Below are 18742 nucleotides of genomic sequence, written 5' to 3' on the forward strand. Positions count from 1 at the left end.
TGGATGGATCTCAATAAATTTGCGACAGGTTCTTGCAGAAGCGTCCTGGTGCCAAAACGGGCCGCTTTTGCAAGAATGCCGGACGGGCCGGCACCCTTGAAAACTACTTCTTCTTCAGATCAGCACTTCATGGCCGTCGCTTGAGCAGCGAAAGCGTCCGAAGCGGCCTTGCAAGCCTGGCCCAGGGCAGCCTTGTCGGCACCCATCGAAGCCCAGGTGGCCTTGGTCTGGTCGAGGCTGGCCTTCATCGCATCGGCGGCAGCGCCGCTTTGTGCGCCCACGCAGGTCTGAACCTTCGTCAGGTAGTCGTTGCACTCTTGCGGCAGGTCCGCGGCCGATGCCGTCGGGGCTGCAGCAGCAGGTGCTGCGGCGGCCGGTGCCGATGCCGGAGCGGCAGGAGCGGGCGCAGCAGGTGCAGCGGCGGGAGCCGGAGCAGCAGCGGGCGCTTCTTCCTTCTTGGAGCAAGCAGTCAGAGCGGCAGCAACAGCCACCAGAGCGAGAAGTTTCTTCATGTGCGCAAAGTCCCCTAAAAAGTAGGCCTGTGTTATCGGACGCGCAGAGCGCGCCCGTTCGGCAATGTGGCCCGGTGCATTGCCTCGATCAAACGCCGGCGGCAGCCGCCGCACCCGACACGATTTCCGACAGCTCTTTCGTGATGCCGGCCTGGCGGGTCTTGTTGTAGACCAGCTTCAGCTCACTGATCACGTTGCCCGCGTTGTCGGTGGCAGCCTTCATGGCCACCATCCGCGCCGAATGCTCGGACGCCATGTTCTCTGCCACGGCCTGGTAGACCAGCGACTCCACATAGCGAACCAGCAGCTCGTCGATCACGCTTTGCGCATCGGGCTCGTAGATGTAGTCCCACGAGTGCTGGCCTTCCTCGACCTTCAGCGAGTCGGCGGCCAGCGGCAGCAACTGCTCGACGAGCGGCTCCTGCTTGATCGTGTTGATGAACTTCGTGTAGCACAGGTACACGGCCGAGAGCTTGCCTTCCGCGTAAGCGTCCAGCAGCGTCTTGACCGGGCCGATGAGCTTGTCCAGGTGGGGCGTGTCACCCAGGTGGGTGACGTGCGCAACCACGCGGGCACCGATGCGGTTCAGGAAGCCGAGGCCCTTGCTGCCGATGGCGACCGACTCGATGGCAACGCCAGCGGTCTGCGCTTCGCGCAGCTTGGTCGTCACGGCGCGCAGCAGGTTGGTGTTCAAGCCACCGCACAGGCCCTTGTCGCTCGTCACGATGATGAAGCCGATCGCCTTGGCGTCGTTCTTCTTCATGAAAGCGTGCGTGTACTCGGGGTTCGCCTTGCCGAGATTGGCCGCAATGTTGCGGATCTTCTCGCTGTAGGGGCGGGCGGCACGCATGCGCTCTTGCGCCTTGCGCATCTTGGAAACCGAGACCATTTCCATGGCCTTGGTGATCTTCTTGGTGTTTTCCACCGATTTGATCTTGCCGCGGATTTCCTTACCAGCTGCCATATGAACTCCTTCTTGCGTCGGTCAAGGGGTCGATCAGGCGAACGACTTCTTGAACGAGGTGGCAGCTGCCAGCAGTTCGGCTTCGGCGTCCTGGCAAACCTTCTTGAAGGCTTGCTTCTCGGCGCTGTCGTCCGGCTTGGCGGGCTTCACGTCCCACTTGGCGCCATTCTTTTCCATGGTCTCGAGCAGAGCCGCGTGGCTCGTCTTGAGCAGCTGGTGGAAGCCGTGTTCGAACGAGAGCACCTTCTTGACGTCGATGTCGTCCATGAAGCCCTTGTTCACTGCGAACAGCGTGGCATTCATCAGCGAGATCGGCAGCGGGCTGTACTGGGTCTGCTTGAGCAGTTCCGTCACGCGCGCACCGCGGTCGAGCTGCTTGCGGGTCGCTTCGTCCAGGTCGGAAGCGAACTGCGCGAACGCGGCCAGTTCACGGTACTGGGCCAGGTCGGTGCGGATACCGCCCGACTGGTTCTTGATCAGGTTGGTCTGCGCCGACGAACCCACGCGCGACACCGAGATACCGGCGTTGATGGCGGGGCGGATGCCGGCGTTGAACAGGCTGGTTTCCAGGAAGATCTGGCCGTCGGTGATCGAGATCACGTTGGTCGGAACGAAGGCGGACACGTCGCCAGCTTGCGTTTCGATGATCGGGAGGGCCGTCAGCGAACCGGTCTTGCCCTTGACTTCACCCTTGGTGAAGGCTTCGACGTAGTCGGCGTTCACGCGGGCTGCGCGCTCGAGCAGGCGGCTGTGGAGATAGAACACGTCGCCGGGGTAGGCTTCGCGACCTGGCGGGCGGCGCAGCAGCAGCGACACCTGGCGATAGGCCACGGCTTGCTTGGACAGGTCGTCATAGACGATCAGTGCGTCCTGGCCGCGGTCGCGGAAGTATTCGCCCATCGTGCAGCCCGAGTAGGCCGACACGTACTGCATGGCGGCCGATTCGGAGGCCGATGCGGCCACCACGATGGTGTAGTCCATCGCACCGGCTTGTTCCAGCGAGCGCACCACGTTCTTGATCGACGAAGCCTTCTGGCCGATCGCAACGTAGACGCAGGTCATGTTCTGACCCTTCTGGTTGATGATCGCGTCGATCGCCACGGCCGTCTTGCCGGTCTGGCGGTCGCCGATGATCAGCTCGCGCTGACCACGGCCGACGGGCACCATCGAGTCGATGGACTTCAGGCCGGTCTGCATCGGCTGGTCGACGGACTTCCGTGCGATCACGCCCGGAGCGACCTTCTCGATCACGTCGGTCATCTTGGCGTTGATCGGGCCCTTGCCGTCGATCGGCTGGCCCAGGGCATTCACCACGCGGCCGATGAGTTCGGGGCCGACCGGCACTTCCAGAATGCGGCCCGTGCACTTGACGGTGTCGCCTTCGGAGATGTGCTCGTATTCGCCCAGAATCACGGCGCCGACCGAGTCACGCTCCAGGTTCAGCGCGAGGCCGAACGAGGGGGTGCCGTCCGCCGTGGGCGGGAACTCGAGCATTTCGCCCTGCATCGCGTCGGACAGGCCGTGCACGCGCACGATGCCGTCGGTCACCGAAACCACGGTGCCCTCGTTACGGATGTTGGCGCTGACCCCAAGGCCCTCGATGCGGCTCTTGATCAGTTCGGAAATTTCTGCGGGATTGAGTTGCATGACTCTTTCCTTCTTTCTTTGAGGCTACAAGTAGAGGGCTGAAGACCGTCAGGCCGCCAGCGCAACTTTCATTTGTTCAAGGCGCGCTTTGACGGAGGTGTCGAGCACCTCGTCGCCGACCACCACACGAATGCCGCCGATCAGTTCCGTATCCTGCTGGACCGTGACCTGCAGCTTGCGGCCGAAACGCTTTTCGAGCGCAGCCGACACGTTGGCCAGGGCCGCGGCATCGATCGGGAAGGCGCTGTAGACCACGGCGTCGGACGAACCGCTCTTCACGTTGGCCAGTGCCCGGAACTGCTTCGCAATTTCCGGCAGCACCGAAAAACGCCCGTTCTCCAGGAGCGCACCCAGGAAGTTCTGGGCGTGGGCGGCCAACGGCGCACCGAAGGCGCCGGCGACCACACCGAGAACCTGCTCGGCCGTGGCCTTGGGGTTGTCGGCGAATTGCTGGAGCTCGGGGTTGGCCGCGATGGCGGCAACCTTTTCGAGCCAGGCGCTGGTTGCGGCAACGTCGGACGACGAGGCCTTGAAAAGCGCCTCCGCGTAGGGACGTGCAATGGTGGCGAGTTCTGCCATGGCTTCTATCAGAGTTCGGTCTGCAGACGGGCGAGCAAATCGGCGTGAACGCCCGCATTCACTTCCTTGCGCAGAATCTGCTCTGCGCCCTTGACGGCCAGTGCGGCAACCTGCTCACGCAGGGCTTCACGGGCCTTCAGTGCCTGCTGGTCGGCTTCGACACGCGCAGCCGCAACGATCTTGTTGCCTTCTTCGGTCGCGCGGGCCTTGGCCTCTTCAACGATGGCCTGGGCGCGACGTTCGGCGTCGGCAAGACGTTGCGCGGACTCGTTGCGTGCCTGACCCAGTTCGGCTTCCACGCGCTTGTTGGCGGCAGACAGCTCGGACTTGGCCTTGTCGGCGGCAGCGAGGCCTTCGGCGATCTTCGCAGCGCGGTCGTCCAGCGCCTTCGCGATCGGCGGCCACACGAACTTCATCGTGAACCCGACCAGGATCAGGAACACGATCATCTGAACGATCAGGGTACCGGTAATGCTCACTTTTCACCCTCTCTTTGGGATTGAATGCGAAGCCATTCCACAGAGGGGAACGACGACACGGGTCCGACGAGAAAGACTTACTTCGGCAGGTTGGCGATTTGAGCCAGGAACGGGTTGGCCGTTGCGAACCACAGGGCGATACCGGTGCCGATAATGAAAGCAGCGTCGATCAGACCGGCCAGCAGGAACATCTTGGTCTGGAGTTCGCCCATGAGTTCGGGCTGGCGCGCAGCCGACTCGAGGTACTTGCTGCCCATGATGCCGATGCCGATACATGCGCCCACAGCGCCCAGACCGATGATCAGGCCGGCGGCCAGTGCAACAAAGCTAATAACTTCCATGATGACTCCTAGAGGACTTTGGTTGAAGAGAAAACGAAAAACAGAAAACGAAACGGGATGATCAGTGCGATCAGTGGTGATCGTGGGCCTGGCCGATGTAGACCAGCGTCAGCATCATGAACACGAAGGCTTGCAGCGTGATGATCAGGATGTGGAAGATGGCCCAGGCCGTGCCCGCGATGATGTGGCCGATGGCCAGGCCGATGCCGGTGGCCGACAGCGACCAGGCACCGCCCATCAGGGCGATCAGCAGGAAGATCAGCTCGCCAGCGTACATGTTGCCGAACAACCGCATGCCGTGCGAGACGGTCTTTGCGATGAATTCGATCATCTGCATGGCGAAGTTGAAGGGGTACAGCGCCCAGTGGTTGCCGAAGGGTGCGGTGAACAACTCGTGGATCCAGCCGCCAGCGCCCTTGATCTTGATGTTGTAGTAGATGCAGATCAGCAGCACCGCCACCGACATGCCCATCGTCACCGAGAGGTCGGCCGTGGGCACGACGCGAAGGTAGGCGTGGTGCGGGTCGGCGCCAGCGATGCCGAAGATCTTGGCCCAGATCGCCGGGAACAAATCGACCGGGAACAGATCCATTGCGTTCAGCAGGAAGATCCAGACGAAGATGGTCAGTGCCAGCGGAGCGACGAACTTGCGGCTCGTGGCGTTGTGCACGATGCCCTTGGCTTGCTGGTCAACCATTTCAACCAGCAGCTCGACGGCAGCCTGGAAGCGGCCCGGAACGCCCGACGTGGCCTTGCGTGCAGCCAGCCAGAGCAACCAGCAACCCAGGATGCCCAGGGAGATGGAGAAAAACAGCGAATCGAAGTTGAAGACCGAAAGATCGGCCACACCTGCAGGCTTGGAGCTTTGCAGATGCGTCAAGTGGTGAACGATGTATTCACCAGCGGTCTGACCATGTTCCGCAGCGTTTTCAGCAGCCATTCCGTTACTCGTCTCGTTGTTGCCGGCGCCGGGGCGAGAACATCACCGCCAACCAGGCCGCCTTCATTGTCACCACCAAGCCGACCAGCATTGCAGGCCAGCTCAGCGCCGTTATCAGCCTTGGCGCGGCGATCAGCATCGCCACAGACAAGGCCATCTTGACCATTTCCCAGAGGAAGAACCCGAACACCGCAGTGCCCGGATTCAGGGAAGAGAACCTGCCGGTCAGCCCACGAGCGAACACCGCCGATGGAATGACCACTGCGATCGCGCCGTAAGCGGCGGACCAACCCAGATTTTGCCTCCCCGTCAGTCCCCAGATGGCCAAAGCCACCACCAGACCGACAACCAACTGACCCGCGACCACCCGCCAGGGGGAGATCGAAGGGTTCTTCGCTCGCAGTTCACGCGCCTCATCGGCGGTCAACGGCTTGAATTCTGCGTCGAGGTCTTCAGCGACCTCCGAGTCCTGTCGGGCGATTGTTTTCATTTCGAATGAAGCCCGGATGACGACCCAGAATTTCTACAAAGCCATTGATTATAAGTAAAAACCCAGCCACTCCCGCCACATCCGCGTCACGATTGCGAATCGAAGACCACAAGACCTGACGCGAACCCGACTCGGCGCACACAACCATAATTCCTTCATGCACCCTATCACCGACGCCCTGCCCGCCACGCTCTGCTACCTCGATGGCGAGTACACCGCCCTTCGCGACGCGAAGATCAGCGTCCTGGATCGCGGCTTCATTTTCGGCGACGGCATCTACGAGGTCGTTCCCGTCTACGGCGGCCAGCCCTTTTGCTTCGAAGAGCACATGGCGCGTCTGGATCGATCGCTGACCGAACTGCAGATCGCCAACCCGCTCTCCCTCGTACAGTGGCGCGAGATTGTGATGCGCTTGATTGCACCAGGCGGCAACGCACCGCAAGCCGTCTACTTCCAGGTCACCCGCGGCGTCGCACCGCGCGACCACGCAATGGTCAAGGGCCTCACGCCCACCGTCTTCGTGATGGTGAACCCGCTGCCGCCCGTGTCCGACGCGGTGCGCGCCAAGGGCGTGACCTGCGTGACCGCGGACGACTTCCGTTGGCAGAAGGCCCACATCAAGAGCACCAGCCTCCTGGGCGCCGTGCTCTCCCGGCAGATCAGCGTCGAAGCCGGCGCGGCGGAGACCGTCATGTTCCGCGGCGACTGGCTCAGCGAGGCGTCGTCCAGCAACGTGTGGATCGTGAAGGACGGCGTGCTCATCGGCCCGCCCAAGGACAACCTCGTGCTGACCGGCATTCGCTACGGCCTGCTGGAGCGCCTGTGCCAGGAAGGCGGCATTCCGTTCGCGCTGCGCCGCGTGTCGCGCGACGAAGTGTTCGGTGCCGACGAGCTCATCCTTTCCTCGGCCAGCAAGGAAGTGCTGCCCGTCGTCACCCTCGACGGCAAGACCATTGGCAATGGCCATCCCGGCCCCATCTACAAGAGCTTGTATGCCGCCTACCAACAGGCCAAGCAACGCAACGCTGAAAAGCAAGGAGCCACTGCATGACCGAGAACACCACCGACGACGCAGTCACCACACCCATTCCCGATCCGCGCAAGGAATCGCTGATCGAGTACCCCTCGCAGTTCCCGATCAAGGTCATGGGCGCCAAGACCGACGGGCTCGTGCACGCGATCACGCAGATCGCCGAACAGTTCGACCCGACCTTCGACGCCACCACCGTCGAGTTGCGCGACAGCAAGGCGGGCAACTACCTCGGCGTGACGATCACCGTCACTGCCACCAGCCGCGAACAACTCGACGATCTTTACCGGGCGCTCTCGGGACACCCGGCGGTCAAGGTCGTTCTTTGAACTGAGCCCCACTGGATGATGACGACGGTCGCAGACCTCCCGGCGAACACCGCCATCGCCCCGCAATGGCTGGGCCGCGTCGACTACGCCGGCACCTTCGCGGCGATGAAGCAGTTCACGCTGGAGCGCTCGACCGAAACGCCCGATGCGCTGTGGGTCTGCGAGCACGCCCCCGTGTTCACGCAGGGCATTGCCGGCAAGCAGGACCACATCCTGAATCCCGGCGACATCCCCGTGGTGCAGACCGACCGCGGCGGCCAGGTCACCTTCCATGGCCCGGGCCAGGTGGTGGCCTATCCGCTGATCGACCTGCGCCGCGCCGGCTACTTCGTCAAGGAATACGTCTACCGCATCGAGGAATCGGTGCTGCGCGCGCTCGCGCATTTCGGCGTGACCGGCCACCGCGTGCCGGGCGCGCCGGGCATCTATGTGCGGCTGGACGACCCTTTCTCGCATGCGGCGCTGACCGGCCCGCTGCCCGCGGGCGACCCGTTCCGCGGCCTCGGCAAGATCGCCGCGCTGGGCATCAAGGTGAGCCGCCACGCCACATATCACGGCGTCGCGCTCAATGTCGACATGGACCTCGAACCCTTCTCGCGCATCAACCCTTGCGGCTATGCAGGGCTGCAAACGGTCGACCTTTCTACAATCGGCATCCAAACCACCTGGGAAGAAGCCGCCACAGTGCTGAGCCAGAAGCTCCGCACTTTCCTGGCGCCTTGACATACCAATGAGCACCACCGAAGTCGTCCGCGACGCGCAAAGCGCCGAAACCTACAACCCCCTGGCCAAGCAGAAGGCCGCGGCCAAGCTTTCGCGCATCCCCGTCAAGGTGGTGCAGACCGGCGAAGTGCTCAAGAAGCCCGAATGGATCCGCGTGAAGGCCGGCAGCCCCACCACGCGCTTCTACGAGATCAAGCAGATCCTGCGCGAGAGCAACCTGCACACCGTCTGCGAAGAAGCCTCGTGCCCGAACATCGGCGAATGCTTCGGCAACGGCACGGCCACTTTCATGATCATGGGCGACAAGTGCACCCGCCGCTGCCCGTTCTGCGACGTGGGCCACGGCCGCCCTGACCCGCTGGACAAGGACGAGCCGCTCAACCTCGCCAAGACCATCGCCAAGCTGCGCCTGAAGTACGTGGTGATCACCAGCGTGGACCGCGACGACCTGCGCGACGGCGGCAGCCAGCATTTCGTCGATTGCATCCAGAACATCCGCGAGCTCTCGCCGACGACGCAGATCGAGATACTCGTGCCCGACTTCCGCGGCCGCGACGACCGCGCCCTGGAAATCCTGAAGGCCGCGCCGCCGGACGTGATGAACCACAACCTGGAGACCGCGCCCCGCCTTTATAAAGAAGCGCGCCCCGGCAGCGACTACCAGTTCAGCCTGAACCTCTTGAAGAAGTTCAAGGCGCTGCACCCGGACGTGCCGACCAAGAGCGGCATCATGGTCGGCCTAGGCGAAACCGACGAAGAGATCCTGCAAGTGATGCGCGACATGCGCGCCCACGACATCGACATGCTGACCATCGGCCAGTACCTGTCGCCGTCGGGTTCGCATCTGCCGGTGCGCCGCTATGTGCATCCGGATACTTTCAAGATGTTCGAGGAAGAGGCCTACAAGATGGGCTTCAGCCACGCGGCTGTGGGGGCGATGGTGCGGTCGAGTTACCACGCGGATCAGCAGGCGCACGCGGCTGGCGTTTAACTGAATACGTCGGGCTGAGGCGGGAATTACGCGCCAGTCAGCATTCAGGCTGATCACGCCGCCCCGCCCGACCGGAGTTCGGCATCTCAGGCCATCGGCATCTACCGCCGGCATTCGCCTCGATGCCCCGCACCTCTTGTGCATCGAGGCTTTTTCAGTCCGGTCGCAGCCTCGACATATCTCGCCTCTGATCAGGCACCCAAATCTTTCCGACGGCCGCGCAGCTATCGGGCAACAGGCTTGACGCTGCGGACCAGTTCTCCCTGAATCCATTTGGCGATGGCAAGGGATGACGCCGAGGTTTTGAAAACCGACACCTCGGCCAAGACATTTCGGAATTTCCAGTACACCAGCCCGGGCGGGGTTCCTGGCGACATCAAGGATACCGAGCCCAGATCCGCCGGGCCCGGCACGTCGTTGATTTCCGCCGTGCTCACCGCATCCGCTTTGAGCAAGAAATAATCCCCCGAGAAGTTATTCTTCGGGTCGTATATCTTCAAAGTTATTCGAACCTGCTCCTCGTTTTTCAGGAATTCCATGCGGACAACGCGCACATCCTCCGCATTCATGGAGTCTCTGATCTTTTGGGTCCATCCCTGCAATTGAGGCGGAGAGTCAATTGACGCCAAATCGAGAACCACCTGCTCGGAAGCACTCTCGCGAGCCACCTTCTCGTCGTAATTTATCTTTTTCTTCAAGGAAATTACTCTCGGATGGTTCAGCGATCGCGCCATTTCATCGGTGGCATGAGAAGAAAGAGGGGACATCATCACTCCAAGTACAAATAATGATTTGTAAAAAGGCCGCGAGATTCGACCCGGGACATCGCGTTGCAACTGATTTACCGACACGCTGCAAAAAGCTTTAAAAAGCCTTTTATTCATAATACATGACACCAGTCAGGCCGCCGCTCGGATTAGGCTGTGCCTCACACTCGCCCCGGTAAATTGACACCGTCTTTTCAGGAAAAAGTTTATGGACCGTGAATTCTGCATCTATCGCCGACTTTATGTATTCCCTCAATGATTCCGTTGCCAGATGAGGGCCCGCACATGCATCTAGGATTTTTCCATTAATCCCAGGAAATGCATGGCGTCCAAAGTAGGTTCGCGAGCGCGAATTACGATCGACCAAAGGGCCTGTCTTTGCGTATTTATAAAATGGACTATTGCAGATTCCGACCCCCACCAAATTGGCGGAATTGATATATCCATATGGATCCATGAAATACCAACCCAGCTTTATTCCCAGCGACCCCGCCAAAGACTGTACCGCGGCCGCCTGATCATAGCAATTTACAATATTCCCATTGGTTCCTTTTTTCTTCATGTAGTTATTCAATTCAAAGTCCGACCCTCCAAAAGAGAGCGCACCAAAGTGAGAAGCTCCTGCTTCTGTGTCATACACAACCCCATGCTTGCCATGACAGTACGCCGTTATTTTTCTGGCAGTTTCAGTTTTCTTGGCCGCCTCGATTTTTTTGGCTTCTTCGGCTTTCTTGATCGCCTCTGCTTTTTTGGCTGCTTCGCTTTTGTTGATTGCTTCAGATTTCCTGGCTGCTTCGGGCGCTTTTTTTACCCCGGCAATTCCTACGACACCTGCATTTCGGCATACAAAGCGCAATGCCTCCACCCATACTCCACTTGTATAGAACGGTGCCGGTGTATCGAGTATTACAAATAACTCCAACCGTGTCTTTTGGCCCAGGTTGTAGAGCATTCCCGAGTTTTCTACTTTCCAGACCACTTCGCCTTCAAAGTGCGCTACCGTCTCAGGCAGGTTTTTGATCTTCATATCGACGACAACGTCACCTTTTTTCAAGGTGCAGGTCCCTTCGAATTCCAGCGCCCCCAATTTTCCCTTGATCTTTCCGGTGGAATTTTGGACTTCGCACTTGGAAAAATTCAATTTGATCTTGAAATCGTCGGATCCATTTTTTGGCTTCACCAAATAAACGCCGGGCCGTTTGGAGCCGGTTTTGAATTTCTGCTCCTGGGGGATTTCGTCTTCTTCGAGCGGCACGCCTTTCCGCCAATGCGGAGCCGGGATTTTTACGCCTGTGTGCGCAGCGCTTATCTTGCTGTCCCAGGTCAGCTCGAGGATCTCGCCAACCAGTCCAGGCGGCTTGAGAAGGACCTCTTTTCTTCTCTTGTTGTCCACAGGAGAGGTCACAGAGGTGCCAATGCTTTTGTATCCCACACCGGTTGCCATATATCAGCCTTGTCCCACTTCAATCGACAGCTCTTCTGCCTCGGTGCTGAGAACCAAATGGGTGCGCCCTTGCTCGTCCGTGATTCCCTCTTCATAGCTTCCATCGGCACGCTTGATTCGATAGGGGAAATTGGTCAGCAATTCACCTGTTTCCTTGTCTTTCAAAACAAAAGCCTCGTCGAAATTCTTCAGGCGTGAGTCAGGCAGGGCCGACAGTTGTGCCGGGTTTCCTTTCGGCCCCACAAAACTCTTCGTCGCCCCCTTCACATCCAGCAACCCCGGCATCTTCAACGTGATGTTCGCCCCATCCAGCTCGATGCTCGTCTGCCCGCCCTTGAGCGTGATCTTCTGCCTGGCCAGCACATGGATTTCATCGTTGCTGCTCGTGACCGTGAAGCCTTCCTTGGCCAGCCATTCGAGTTCATCGGTATGCGCCTGCACGCTCACCGGCCCCTCCTGCGCGATGACCTGGATGCCGCCTTCATGGCTGTAGAGCCCCGCCGATTTGCCTGCCGCGAAGCTCACCGTCTTGCCCGCCGCCATGTGCGCCTGCTCCTGCGCAGTCCAGTGGATCGCCTCGCCCGCATACACCGTCGCGCTCGCGGGCGTGGCCATGTTCAGGCTCATGTTCGCGTCCAGCACCATGAGCGGCCGCGCAAAGGCCGGCACCGGATCCTGGCCCTGACGTGAATCAGTACCCTCACCGCCCTTGGGCTCCTTCGCGTCCTGCCCGTTGACGCTGTCGGGGTAGTGCCCGTTCTTCTTCGGATCGATGTCGTCGATAAGCGGCTGCAGCAGCGCCGTCGCATTCAGTGCCAATGCCTTCGCGCCACCGGCCGCATCCGACAGGTTCTGCGCCTCGCGCAGTGCACCGGCCAGCTGGCCGCGCACGCTCGCGGTGTCCTGCACGCTGCCCGCGGCTCGCTCCTGCGCCAGCGTCGAGATCAGCAACCCTTCCCCTGCGCGCGTGACCACCCACGCATCGGAGCGCAGCTCGGCGCCGCTGCCGCGCCAGGCACCGCGATTGCTCTCGTCGGGCGCCTGTGCGTTGAGGTGCCCCAGGTTCAACTGGCTCGCCGCATGCGAACTCGCGAGACGCGTGCGCACCTGCCCGGGCGCGTCGTCCGCGATCCACTGGTTGTAGCCGCTGCCGTCGAGCGCACGGCTGTGCCAGCCCGAGAGCACGCCGGCGTGGTTGGCCGACGAATCGGTGCCCGCCGACCAGGGCGGCAGGTCCTGCCCGTTGTAGAGCTGCTGGCTCACCACCGGCCGGTCGATGTCGCCCTCGATGAACGACACCAGCACCTCCGAGCCGACGCGCGGCAGATGGTGCGCGCCCCAATTCGGCCCGGCCACCGGTGCGGCCACGCGCAGCCACACCGACTGGCGGTTGCTCGCATGCCGCCCCGCTGCGACCAGGCTGCCCTGCCCGCCCTGGCCCGACTGCTGTTGCTGTTGCGACTGCTGCGTTGCGCGCTGCGCCTGCCAATGAAAGCGCACCTGCACGCGGTGATCGCGCTGCGTGTAGACCGCCGTCGGCGCCTCGTCGTCATCCGCGCCGACCACGAGTGCGACCATCGCCTCGGGCGCCGTGGGCTTGGGCCGCCAGATCGGCGCGATCTGCGCTTCGGCCGGCTGGGCCTCGAAGCTGTTGCGGTAGCTGCCCTTCTCGAGCTCGCCGGCTTCGAGCACCTGCGCAGCCTGCGCGCCGAGGTTGTTGGCGGCTTCGTGGCGTACGCGCAGCGTGACGAATTTCTGGCCTTCGTGGCGGTCGTGCTGCGTGAGCGTGAAGCGCTCGCCGGCGCCCAGTTGCCGCACGCTGCCACCTGCGCTGTAGCGCTTGATGCGCGACTCGAAGGCCACGAGCTGGTTCTCGGCACGCCGCGCGGCGGCGGCGTTGTTGGCGTAGCGCTGCGAGCCCGCGCCGTCGTAGTGCTCCAGCACCGGCACGTCGCCCATGGCCAGCGCGCTCTGCATCGAGCCGGTGGGCGCCTGCAGCACGCTGGCATCCCATGCGTTCAGCGTGACGGCGTTGCTGACGAGCTGGCGCCGGCTGCTCCATGCGGTGATCGCGTCCTGCTGCTCGGTGGCGTCCACGCGATGGAAGCGGATCTCGGGCAGCGCGCAATCGGGCGCTTTTGCCTCGCGATCGAAGATCACGAGGCGGTGGTGCGACGGCGTCGTGTTGTTGCTACTGCTGTTGTTGTTCGCGCCGCCGCTCTCGCCGCTTTTCGTCTGCTCGTGTTCGAAGCGAAAGCTCAGGCCTTCCTCGGCAAGCAGGCGCATCACGAAGGCGAGGTCCGACTCGCGGTACTGCACGCACGTGGGCCGCACGGGCAGTTCCTGCGTGACTTCGAAGGTGAAGCTGGCAGTGGTGTGGTCGGCGAACACCTCGCTCACGATGTCCTGCACGCTCTTGGCGGCATACACGAAGCTGTCGCGGCGCAGGCCCAGCGCGGCGAGCCAGGGCTGCAGGTGCAGCCGGTAGCGCGCGAGACCGCCGTCGCCGCCCAGCGCATCGACGGCGGTGAGGTAGCCGTGCCAGGTACGGAAATTGCCGTTGGCGAGCAGGAGGCGAAGGCTCAGCTCCTCTCCGATCAGCGCGAAGGGATCGAACTCGCTGGAGGTGGCGAGGGTGTCGATGGTGAAGGCGAAGAGTTCGTTGATGCCTTCGGTGGCGGTGAAGCGTTCGACGACGGCCGCACCCACGTTCTTGTCAACACCGGGCGCCACCAGTCGGACGAGACGCGCGGCTTGCGACAGGGCGGCGACATCGAGCGCCCCCTTCGGCGCTCGAGGTAATTCAAGAATATCTGACACGGCGTTCTCCCTTTTTCTAGACGGTTCCGTAGGTCTGGTCTTCGTCGGACCACATCTTGATGTCGTCCTCCGATCGATGATTCACAAAAACCGTATTGACGAGGTCGGGGCAAGTCTCTGGCATCGGCATGTAGTCGATCGAGAAGATGCAAGGATCGTTGGTCGTATCAGTGGCAATGACGAGCAGGTCTTCGTGCTCGGCGCACCGGATCGACGCACCGGCGTTCGCCGCCATGCCGCGCGTGATCAGTCGAATATGCAAAAAAATACTGTGCCGCGTATAGGTCGTCTCGGCGAACGAGCAGACCAATCCCCGCACGCGCTTTGTCTTGCCCTCGCTGTCGTAGCGGATGTCCCATCCATACACGTAAGACGCCATGAGCTTGCTTTTTCCGCCCGTGCGCCAAGACTTGTAGTAGATGTTGATCTTCGAGGTGTCCTTCAGGTTCGCGAACTTGAAGTTGAAGTTTGCTTTTTCATCATCGACGGTATAGGTGGCGCGAATGCCGAACTGCAGTTTCACGAGCCCCATGTTCTGGGCTTGAAGCGATGGGTACATCGAGAATGCGATGTTCGCTCTCGAAAAGTGGTCTTGCCGCGAATCGAGTTCGTGCTTGCCGTAGAAAGAGCGCCGCAAGAACAACTCGATCAGATCGATCTCGCTCCTCGCCGTGCACTGTTGCCAGATGAAGATGCCAGTGAACGCGACGATCAGGATGAATGCACCCCATGGCCCCAGCACGAAGGCACCGACTGAACCCTCAGCCACGCCAGCGAGTGCTACCCGTGCAGCGACCGAACGGATCACTTCGACGGCCAGGACGCCTTGCATGGCGCGGCTCGACAACCCCAGCTGGGTGTCGTTGTGTGCCCAGGCTTGTTCGGCCGTCTTGCCCGCACCGATGATGAAGAAGACATTGCCGAAGGCCAGGAGGCCGGTTCCAATCCACTTGAGCTTGGAGGTATGTCGCATGTACGCTTTGAGCGTCAGCGGCAAGGCCTTGTTTTCCTCCAGCATCGCATTCACCGCCTCTCGCGAAGTGGAGATGTCGATGGCGGCTCCGGCGTTGGAAGAAAGCATCGACTTGAAACTGAGTTTGACATCCTTGGGATTGATGGCCGTGATGCGTTTCCAGACCGACGACTCTTTCGCAAAGAGCTTTCCCTCCACGAACGTCATCTCATAGACCGAGCGCGCATCGAGCAGGGTAAGGAACAGACGGCCGAGGTTGTTGGAGAAATTCTCTGGATGGTTCTTGTCATTGTTGGGCGACTCGTACATCGTCCACACGTTCAGCACCATGTTCAGAAGCACCAATGAGTACGCCGCCGGATTCGAGTGGCGGGAGAACACCTTGACCATATCGTCGGCTTCTTCCATAAGCCGCTCCTTGACCTGTGCCTGAATTTCTGGTGCTGCACCTTTCGCGCGCCGGGTTGCCGCCGCTTCCAAAAATTGGCGGAAGAAGGCCTCGGATACGTCACGGGTGAACTCTTTTCCTGTGATCACGGCCCTGCGATATCGGGATAACCGCTTCTTGTAGATCGAGTTCTCCTTGCCTTTCGCATAGTCGTCCACGAGCCCGGCCCAGAACTCGTCATGAACAAGACCGCAGGTTCCGTTGACGAACACGGTCGTCAAGTTGTCGACAATGTCTTCATCGCCTCGACCGAAGATTTCGCAAGCCAGCAGATAGAGGCGCTCTTTCGAATTCCTCGCGAGCAGATCGATGACGTTGCGATGGTTTGCGAGATGCGGAACCAACAGCGCTTCGATCTTTTCGTGCTCGCTCACGATCGCTTCGAATTTCTCCTGCCACCCATCGACGAGGTTGTCGTCGAGCATCTCCAATTCGATTGGCTTGAAAGGCTCGAAGAATATTTCTCCAAGATTGCCAACCGGTACCTGCCCCATCGTGTTGGCTGGGACGATCATCGGCTGGTTGACGCGATCCATGTGCTCCTTTTCATACTGCCGGGAGTCCGCAACAGCTTTCTTCGCACCGAGTTTCGTGATCTCCTCGTAGTGGGCAAGGCTTCCAAAGGCGTGCTCATTGCGCGAGAACCACATTGCCTTGTTCGCATGGCACAGGCTGCTCGCGTGGTTGAGTTCTTCCGCCACGCCCAGGGGATCGAGCAAGCCCAGGATGAGCGGCGTGCTGGAGCTTCCGTCCGCGTACTCGGAGCACTTCATCATCTGTACGGCAAGGTTTTCGTTGAACCTCGCTCGGAAGCGGTACTCCTTGCCCGAAAAGTAGGTCGCAAAAACATCGAATCCAACGCTGCCAAGTTTCACCGGCGTCTCGCCCGGCATGTCGGCAACGCTCGAATAGGATCCATCCAGCGAGTTCTGATGCTCGAAGAGGTTGTCGAATGACTTGGCGCTCTCGACGCGATACGCCAGTGCTTCGGCCTGGGGCGGCATGCCGCCGCTCTTGAGCGTGTCCAGGTCGAGCACGGTCATCAACGCATCCATGTTGTCCAAGAGACTCGAACGCTGCTCTTTCGTCAACCAGTTGATGGAATAGCCGATCGCCACTGTGCCTTTGTAGTGGTGCGAGATGCGGATGAATCGGTTGTTGGCCGCGTGCTCGGCCTCTCGCTTGCAGGCTGATTGGGTGACTTCGATGTTTTCCGAGACGCTTTGGATGCGAGAGAAGACGCCGTTGTCATCGGCATGAAAGTACTCCCAGAACGGGGGGCTCGCATCTTGGAAATACACGTACACAAAGGCGTTCGCAATGACTTTCAACCCCCAGCGCGCGTTCTTCAGAGGCGTGGCCGGCAGGAAATGAGCAGGTGCGACTTTTTCGCAGTGAATGTCGTCCGCCATCGCGTCGAGGAAAGGGTAGACACCCAGTCGCGTGGGATAGATGGCGAACGAATTGCCCATCCCGCATACCCTGCACTTTTCATCTGACATAAGGTTTCACCGATCCCGAAATTCGATGAGCGCGCGTTCGATGTCGACCTTCGTGACATCGTCGAGGCGCGGAAAAATCGAAAACCCTGCTTCACTCTTTTCGGCCAGGGTATTCATCAATGCGGCGTCTTCTTCAATCGGCTTCCTCTCGAACAGCCGCAACAATGCAAGCTCGACCTTGGAGTCCGGGTCGAACCTGTCCAGGCCGAGGAACGGCGCCAGATTCCTGGAGCTGATCTGCTGCAGCCGCATGGCCAGAGCAGGTGTCGCCTGCTCCGTTTCTCCGACGATCAGGAGTTGCAGGCTCATCTTGTTGATGCAGGACCACAGTTCCAACTCCTTGCGCCAGGGATCCGTGAGAAGCGGCGACCATGATTCGTCCTCCGCATCCAGAGGTTCGATGTGCAAGATGCAAGGGATGGCTGCAGCGTCAAAGAAATGCCAGTCGACGGCGCCGACCCTGCGGCCCATGGGCGTCGAGAACAAGCCTCGCCACGCCGCCATGGTGTGACTCGCGGCATCGACATGCTGAAGCACACGCGGGTCCCAGAAGCGAAACAGCCGCTTTCGTCCGTCGCTGTCTTTCAGCGATCCCATTCGTTCGAGCAGCAACACGAGCGAGTTGAGATCCGCATGACGTTCCTTGCAAACCAGAAATCCCGCAACACTCCTGCTTTGCGACCAGACCTCGCCCTCCTTCGGGATGTGCGTGGCCTCCGAAATGCTCAAGGACTGGAGGTCATGAAGGATCGCGCCCGTGGTTGATCCAGTCTCCAGGCCGAGTAGATAGGGCTGCTTGCAGTCCTCGGCCTCCGCATGTTTGAACTTCAGTTTTCTGATGCGGTCGCCCGGCGGCGGAGACAACGCGATTCCATCAATGCCGAACGGATCACCGAAGAACGGATCGATCATGGCTTGCACTTGCCCGAGTCCGTGGAAGGAGTGGATTTCGCGCATGGAAAGCATCGAGCTCAAACGAGCGCGCCACCCCAGTTGCCGGCTTGCTCCGTCTTCTTGGCGCAACCCGCATAGGTGCTGTTTGCGAGCGAAGACGAGGCACTTGCGCTCCCGGGCCCCACGAAGTTGTGCATGCCCCTGAACGTCACCTTCCCTGGTGCATGGATCTTGATGCTTGACCCTTCGAGCTTGATGTACGCCCCCGCGCTGGTCAGCAGCACGTGCGTGGGCGCCTCGACATCCACGTTCTTCGTCGTGCTGGCGATCGTCACCTTCTTGTCCGCCGCAATCTTCGTTGCGCCCTTCTGGCTCTGCACGTTCACCTTGCCGCTGGCCGCATGCAATGCGATGCCGCGCTCCTGGTTCGGTTCGCCGCCCCCGCTCGCCTTGGCCCCCAGCGTGTAGAGGCTCACGCCCTTGGCCACGCCCACTGCGATCTGGCCTTGCGCAGGCAAGTCGATGTCCTGGTTGGCGACGATGGCAGTGTGCTTGCCGCTCACGGCAATCGCCTCCTTCGGCGTCACGAAGCCGATGCCCATCGGCGCGCTGAACTGCAGGTGCGGCTCGCTGTAGGCAGTGACGCTGCCCTGGCCGCCTTCGGTGGTCTTGATGCCGTCACTGTTGCCGCCGTTTGCACTGCCTGATTGCGCCGCGCTGCCTTCCTGCGTCGCCCCCAGCACGTCGGCCACGTGCTTCAGTGCCTCGATGGCAGGCAGTTTGTCCGGTGCCTCTTCACCCTTGATCTGCGCCTTCTGCGTCTGCGCACTCTTGGCCAGCGAAGTGGCGAGTTCTTCGGCCTGTTTCGT

General features: G+C 60.9%; 18 protein-coding genes. 4 read left to right on the forward strand and 14 right to left on the reverse strand.

Annotation, left to right across the window (positions count from 1 at the left end; translation table 11 throughout):
* Window positions 1-119 precede the first annotated feature (119 nt).
* From J2W23_RS29855 to J2W23_RS29890, 8 genes are all read right to left on the reverse strand, one after another.
* Window positions 120-512, reverse strand: a complete 393-nt coding sequence (locus J2W23_RS29855; RefSeq protein WP_307651311.1) for a hypothetical protein — start codon at window positions 510-512, stop codon at window positions 120-122.
* An 88-nt stretch (window positions 513-600) separates the two neighbouring features.
* Window positions 601-1476: a F0F1 ATP synthase subunit gamma gene (atpG, locus tag J2W23_RS29860; protein ID WP_176662064.1), complete on the reverse strand. Its 876-nt coding sequence runs from the start codon at window positions 1474-1476 to the stop codon at window positions 601-603.
* Between the two features lie 33 nt (window positions 1477-1509).
* Window positions 1510-3123, reverse strand: coding sequence for a F0F1 ATP synthase subunit alpha (gene atpA / locus J2W23_RS29865; protein ID WP_042577547.1), 1614 nt, complete (start codon window positions 3121-3123; stop codon window positions 1510-1512).
* A gap of 48 nt (window positions 3124-3171) precedes the next feature.
* Window positions 3172-3702: a F0F1 ATP synthase subunit delta gene (locus tag J2W23_RS29870; RefSeq protein ID WP_307651312.1), complete on the reverse strand. Its 531-nt coding sequence runs from the start codon at window positions 3700-3702 to the stop codon at window positions 3172-3174.
* Window positions 3703-3710: 8 nt separating this feature from the next.
* Window positions 3711-4181 (reverse strand): F0F1 ATP synthase subunit B, encoded by a 471-nt coding sequence (locus J2W23_RS29875; protein ID WP_007830193.1) that lies wholly within the window; start codon window positions 4179-4181, stop codon window positions 3711-3713.
* 77 nt (window positions 4182-4258) lie between these two features.
* Window positions 4259-4522, reverse strand: coding sequence for a F0F1 ATP synthase subunit C (atpE, locus tag J2W23_RS29880; RefSeq protein ID WP_007830191.1), 264 nt, complete (start codon window positions 4520-4522; stop codon window positions 4259-4261).
* Window positions 4523-4592: 70 nt separating this feature from the next.
* On the reverse strand, window positions 4593-5462 hold the full coding sequence (gene atpB, locus J2W23_RS29885; RefSeq protein WP_176662066.1) for a F0F1 ATP synthase subunit A: 870 nt from the start codon (window positions 5460-5462) through the stop codon (window positions 4593-4595).
* A gap of 4 nt (window positions 5463-5466) precedes the next feature.
* Window positions 5467-5952 (reverse strand): ATP synthase subunit I, encoded by a 486-nt coding sequence (locus J2W23_RS29890; protein WP_176662067.1) that lies wholly within the window; start codon window positions 5950-5952, stop codon window positions 5467-5469.
* Window positions 5953-6109: 157 nt separating this feature from the next.
* On the opposite strand from J2W23_RS29890, the gene J2W23_RS29895 reads away from it, so the two are divergent.
* The 4 genes from J2W23_RS29895 to lipA are packed head-to-tail and all read left to right on the forward strand — an operon-like array spanning window position 6110 to window position 9025.
* Window positions 6110-7003: a D-amino acid aminotransferase gene (locus J2W23_RS29895; RefSeq protein ID WP_307651313.1), complete on the forward strand. Its 894-nt coding sequence runs from the start codon at window positions 6110-6112 to the stop codon at window positions 7001-7003.
* A complete protein-coding gene (locus J2W23_RS29900; RefSeq protein WP_176662069.1) occupies window positions 7000-7311 on the forward strand; it encodes a YbeD family protein in 312 nt (103 codons plus the stop codon). The genes J2W23_RS29895 and J2W23_RS29900 overlap by 4 nt, the downstream gene beginning before the upstream one ends.
* Window positions 7312-7329: 18 nt before the next feature.
* Window positions 7330-8034 (forward strand): lipoyl(octanoyl) transferase LipB, encoded by a 705-nt coding sequence (lipB, locus tag J2W23_RS29905; protein ID WP_307651314.1) that lies wholly within the window; start codon window positions 7330-7332, stop codon window positions 8032-8034.
* A gap of 7 nt (window positions 8035-8041) precedes the next feature.
* Window positions 8042-9025: a lipoyl synthase gene (gene lipA, locus J2W23_RS29910; RefSeq protein WP_307651315.1), complete on the forward strand. Its 984-nt coding sequence runs from the start codon at window positions 8042-8044 to the stop codon at window positions 9023-9025.
* Window positions 9026-9249: 224 nt separating this feature from the next.
* Here the strand turns inward: lipA and J2W23_RS29915 are convergent, their stop codons facing one another.
* The 6 genes from J2W23_RS29915 to J2W23_RS29940 form a co-directional block, all read right to left on the reverse strand.
* Complete coding sequence (locus J2W23_RS29915) at window positions 9250-9792, reverse strand: hypothetical protein (protein WP_307651316.1); 543 nt, start codon at window positions 9790-9792, stop codon at window positions 9250-9252.
* Window positions 9793-9901: 109 nt separating this feature from the next.
* Complete coding sequence (locus tag J2W23_RS29920) at window positions 9902-11236, reverse strand: hypothetical protein (RefSeq protein WP_307651317.1); 1335 nt, start codon at window positions 11234-11236, stop codon at window positions 9902-9904.
* Window positions 11237-11239: 3 nt separating this feature from the next.
* Entirely contained in the window at window positions 11240-14056 is a 2817-nt protein-coding gene (locus J2W23_RS29925; protein ID WP_307651318.1) for a type VI secretion system Vgr family protein, read from the reverse strand.
* Window positions 14057-14072: 16 nt separating this feature from the next.
* Window positions 14073-16979, reverse strand: coding sequence for a toxin VasX (locus tag J2W23_RS29930; RefSeq protein WP_307651319.1), 2907 nt, complete (start codon window positions 16977-16979; stop codon window positions 14073-14075).
* 6 nt (window positions 16980-16985) lie between these two features.
* Window positions 16986-17936, reverse strand: coding sequence for a DUF4123 domain-containing protein (locus tag J2W23_RS29935; protein ID WP_307651320.1), 951 nt, complete (start codon window positions 17934-17936; stop codon window positions 16986-16988).
* 14 nt (window positions 17937-17950) lie between these two features.
* Window positions 17951-18742 (reverse strand): DUF2345 domain-containing protein (locus J2W23_RS29940; protein WP_307651321.1); only part of this gene is annotated, 792 nt, incomplete at its 5' end.

Origin of the sequence: Variovorax boronicumulans (assembly GCF_030812215.1) — a bacterium.
Classification (GTDB): Bacteria; Pseudomonadota; Gammaproteobacteria; order Burkholderiales; family Burkholderiaceae_C; genus Variovorax; species Variovorax boronicumulans_C.

What these genes read in the sequence shown, in the direction of transcription:
- lipA (WP_307651315.1), top strand. Translation starts at nt 8,042, where the DNA reads ATGAGCACCACCGAAGTCGTCCGCGACGCGCAAAGCGCCGAAACCTAC.
- J2W23_RS29890 (WP_176662067.1), bottom strand. Translation starts at nt 5,952, where the DNA reads ATGAAAACAATCGCCCGACAGGACTCGGAGGTCGCTGAAGACCTCGAC.
- J2W23_RS29895 (WP_307651313.1), top strand. Translation starts at nt 6,110, where the DNA reads ATGCACCCTATCACCGACGCCCTGCCCGCCACGCTCTGCTACCTCGAT.
- atpG (WP_176662064.1), bottom strand. Translation starts at nt 1,476, where the DNA reads ATGGCAGCTGGTAAGGAAATCCGCGGCAAGATCAAATCGGTGGAAAAC.
- J2W23_RS29920 (WP_307651317.1), bottom strand. Translation starts at nt 11,236, where the DNA reads ATGGCAACCGGTGTGGGATACAAAAGCATTGGCACCTCTGTGACCTCT.
- atpA (WP_042577547.1), bottom strand. Translation starts at nt 3,123, where the DNA reads ATGCAACTCAATCCCGCAGAAATTTCCGAACTGATCAAGAGCCGCATC.
- atpE (WP_007830191.1), bottom strand. Translation starts at nt 4,522, where the DNA reads ATGGAAGTTATTAGCTTTGTTGCACTGGCCGCCGGCCTGATCATCGGT.
- J2W23_RS29870 (WP_307651312.1), bottom strand. Translation starts at nt 3,702, where the DNA reads ATGGCAGAACTCGCCACCATTGCACGTCCCTACGCGGAGGCGCTTTTC.
- J2W23_RS29935 (WP_307651320.1), bottom strand. Translation starts at nt 17,936, where the DNA reads ATGCGCGAAATCCACTCCTTCCACGGACTCGGGCAAGTGCAAGCCATG.
- lipB (WP_307651314.1), top strand. Translation starts at nt 7,330, where the DNA reads ATGACGACGGTCGCAGACCTCCCGGCGAACACCGCCATCGCCCCGCAA.
- J2W23_RS29930 (WP_307651319.1), bottom strand. Translation starts at nt 16,979, where the DNA reads ATGTCAGATGAAAAGTGCAGGGTATGCGGGATGGGCAATTCGTTCGCC.
- J2W23_RS29855 (WP_307651311.1), bottom strand. Translation starts at nt 512, where the DNA reads ATGAAGAAACTTCTCGCTCTGGTGGCTGTTGCTGCCGCTCTGACTGCT.
- atpB (WP_176662066.1), bottom strand. Translation starts at nt 5,462, where the DNA reads ATGGCTGCTGAAAACGCTGCGGAACATGGTCAGACCGCTGGTGAATAC.
- J2W23_RS29915 (WP_307651316.1), bottom strand. Translation starts at nt 9,792, where the DNA reads ATGTCCCCTCTTTCTTCTCATGCCACCGATGAAATGGCGCGATCGCTG.
- J2W23_RS29900 (WP_176662069.1), top strand. Translation starts at nt 7,000, where the DNA reads ATGACCGAGAACACCACCGACGACGCAGTCACCACACCCATTCCCGAT.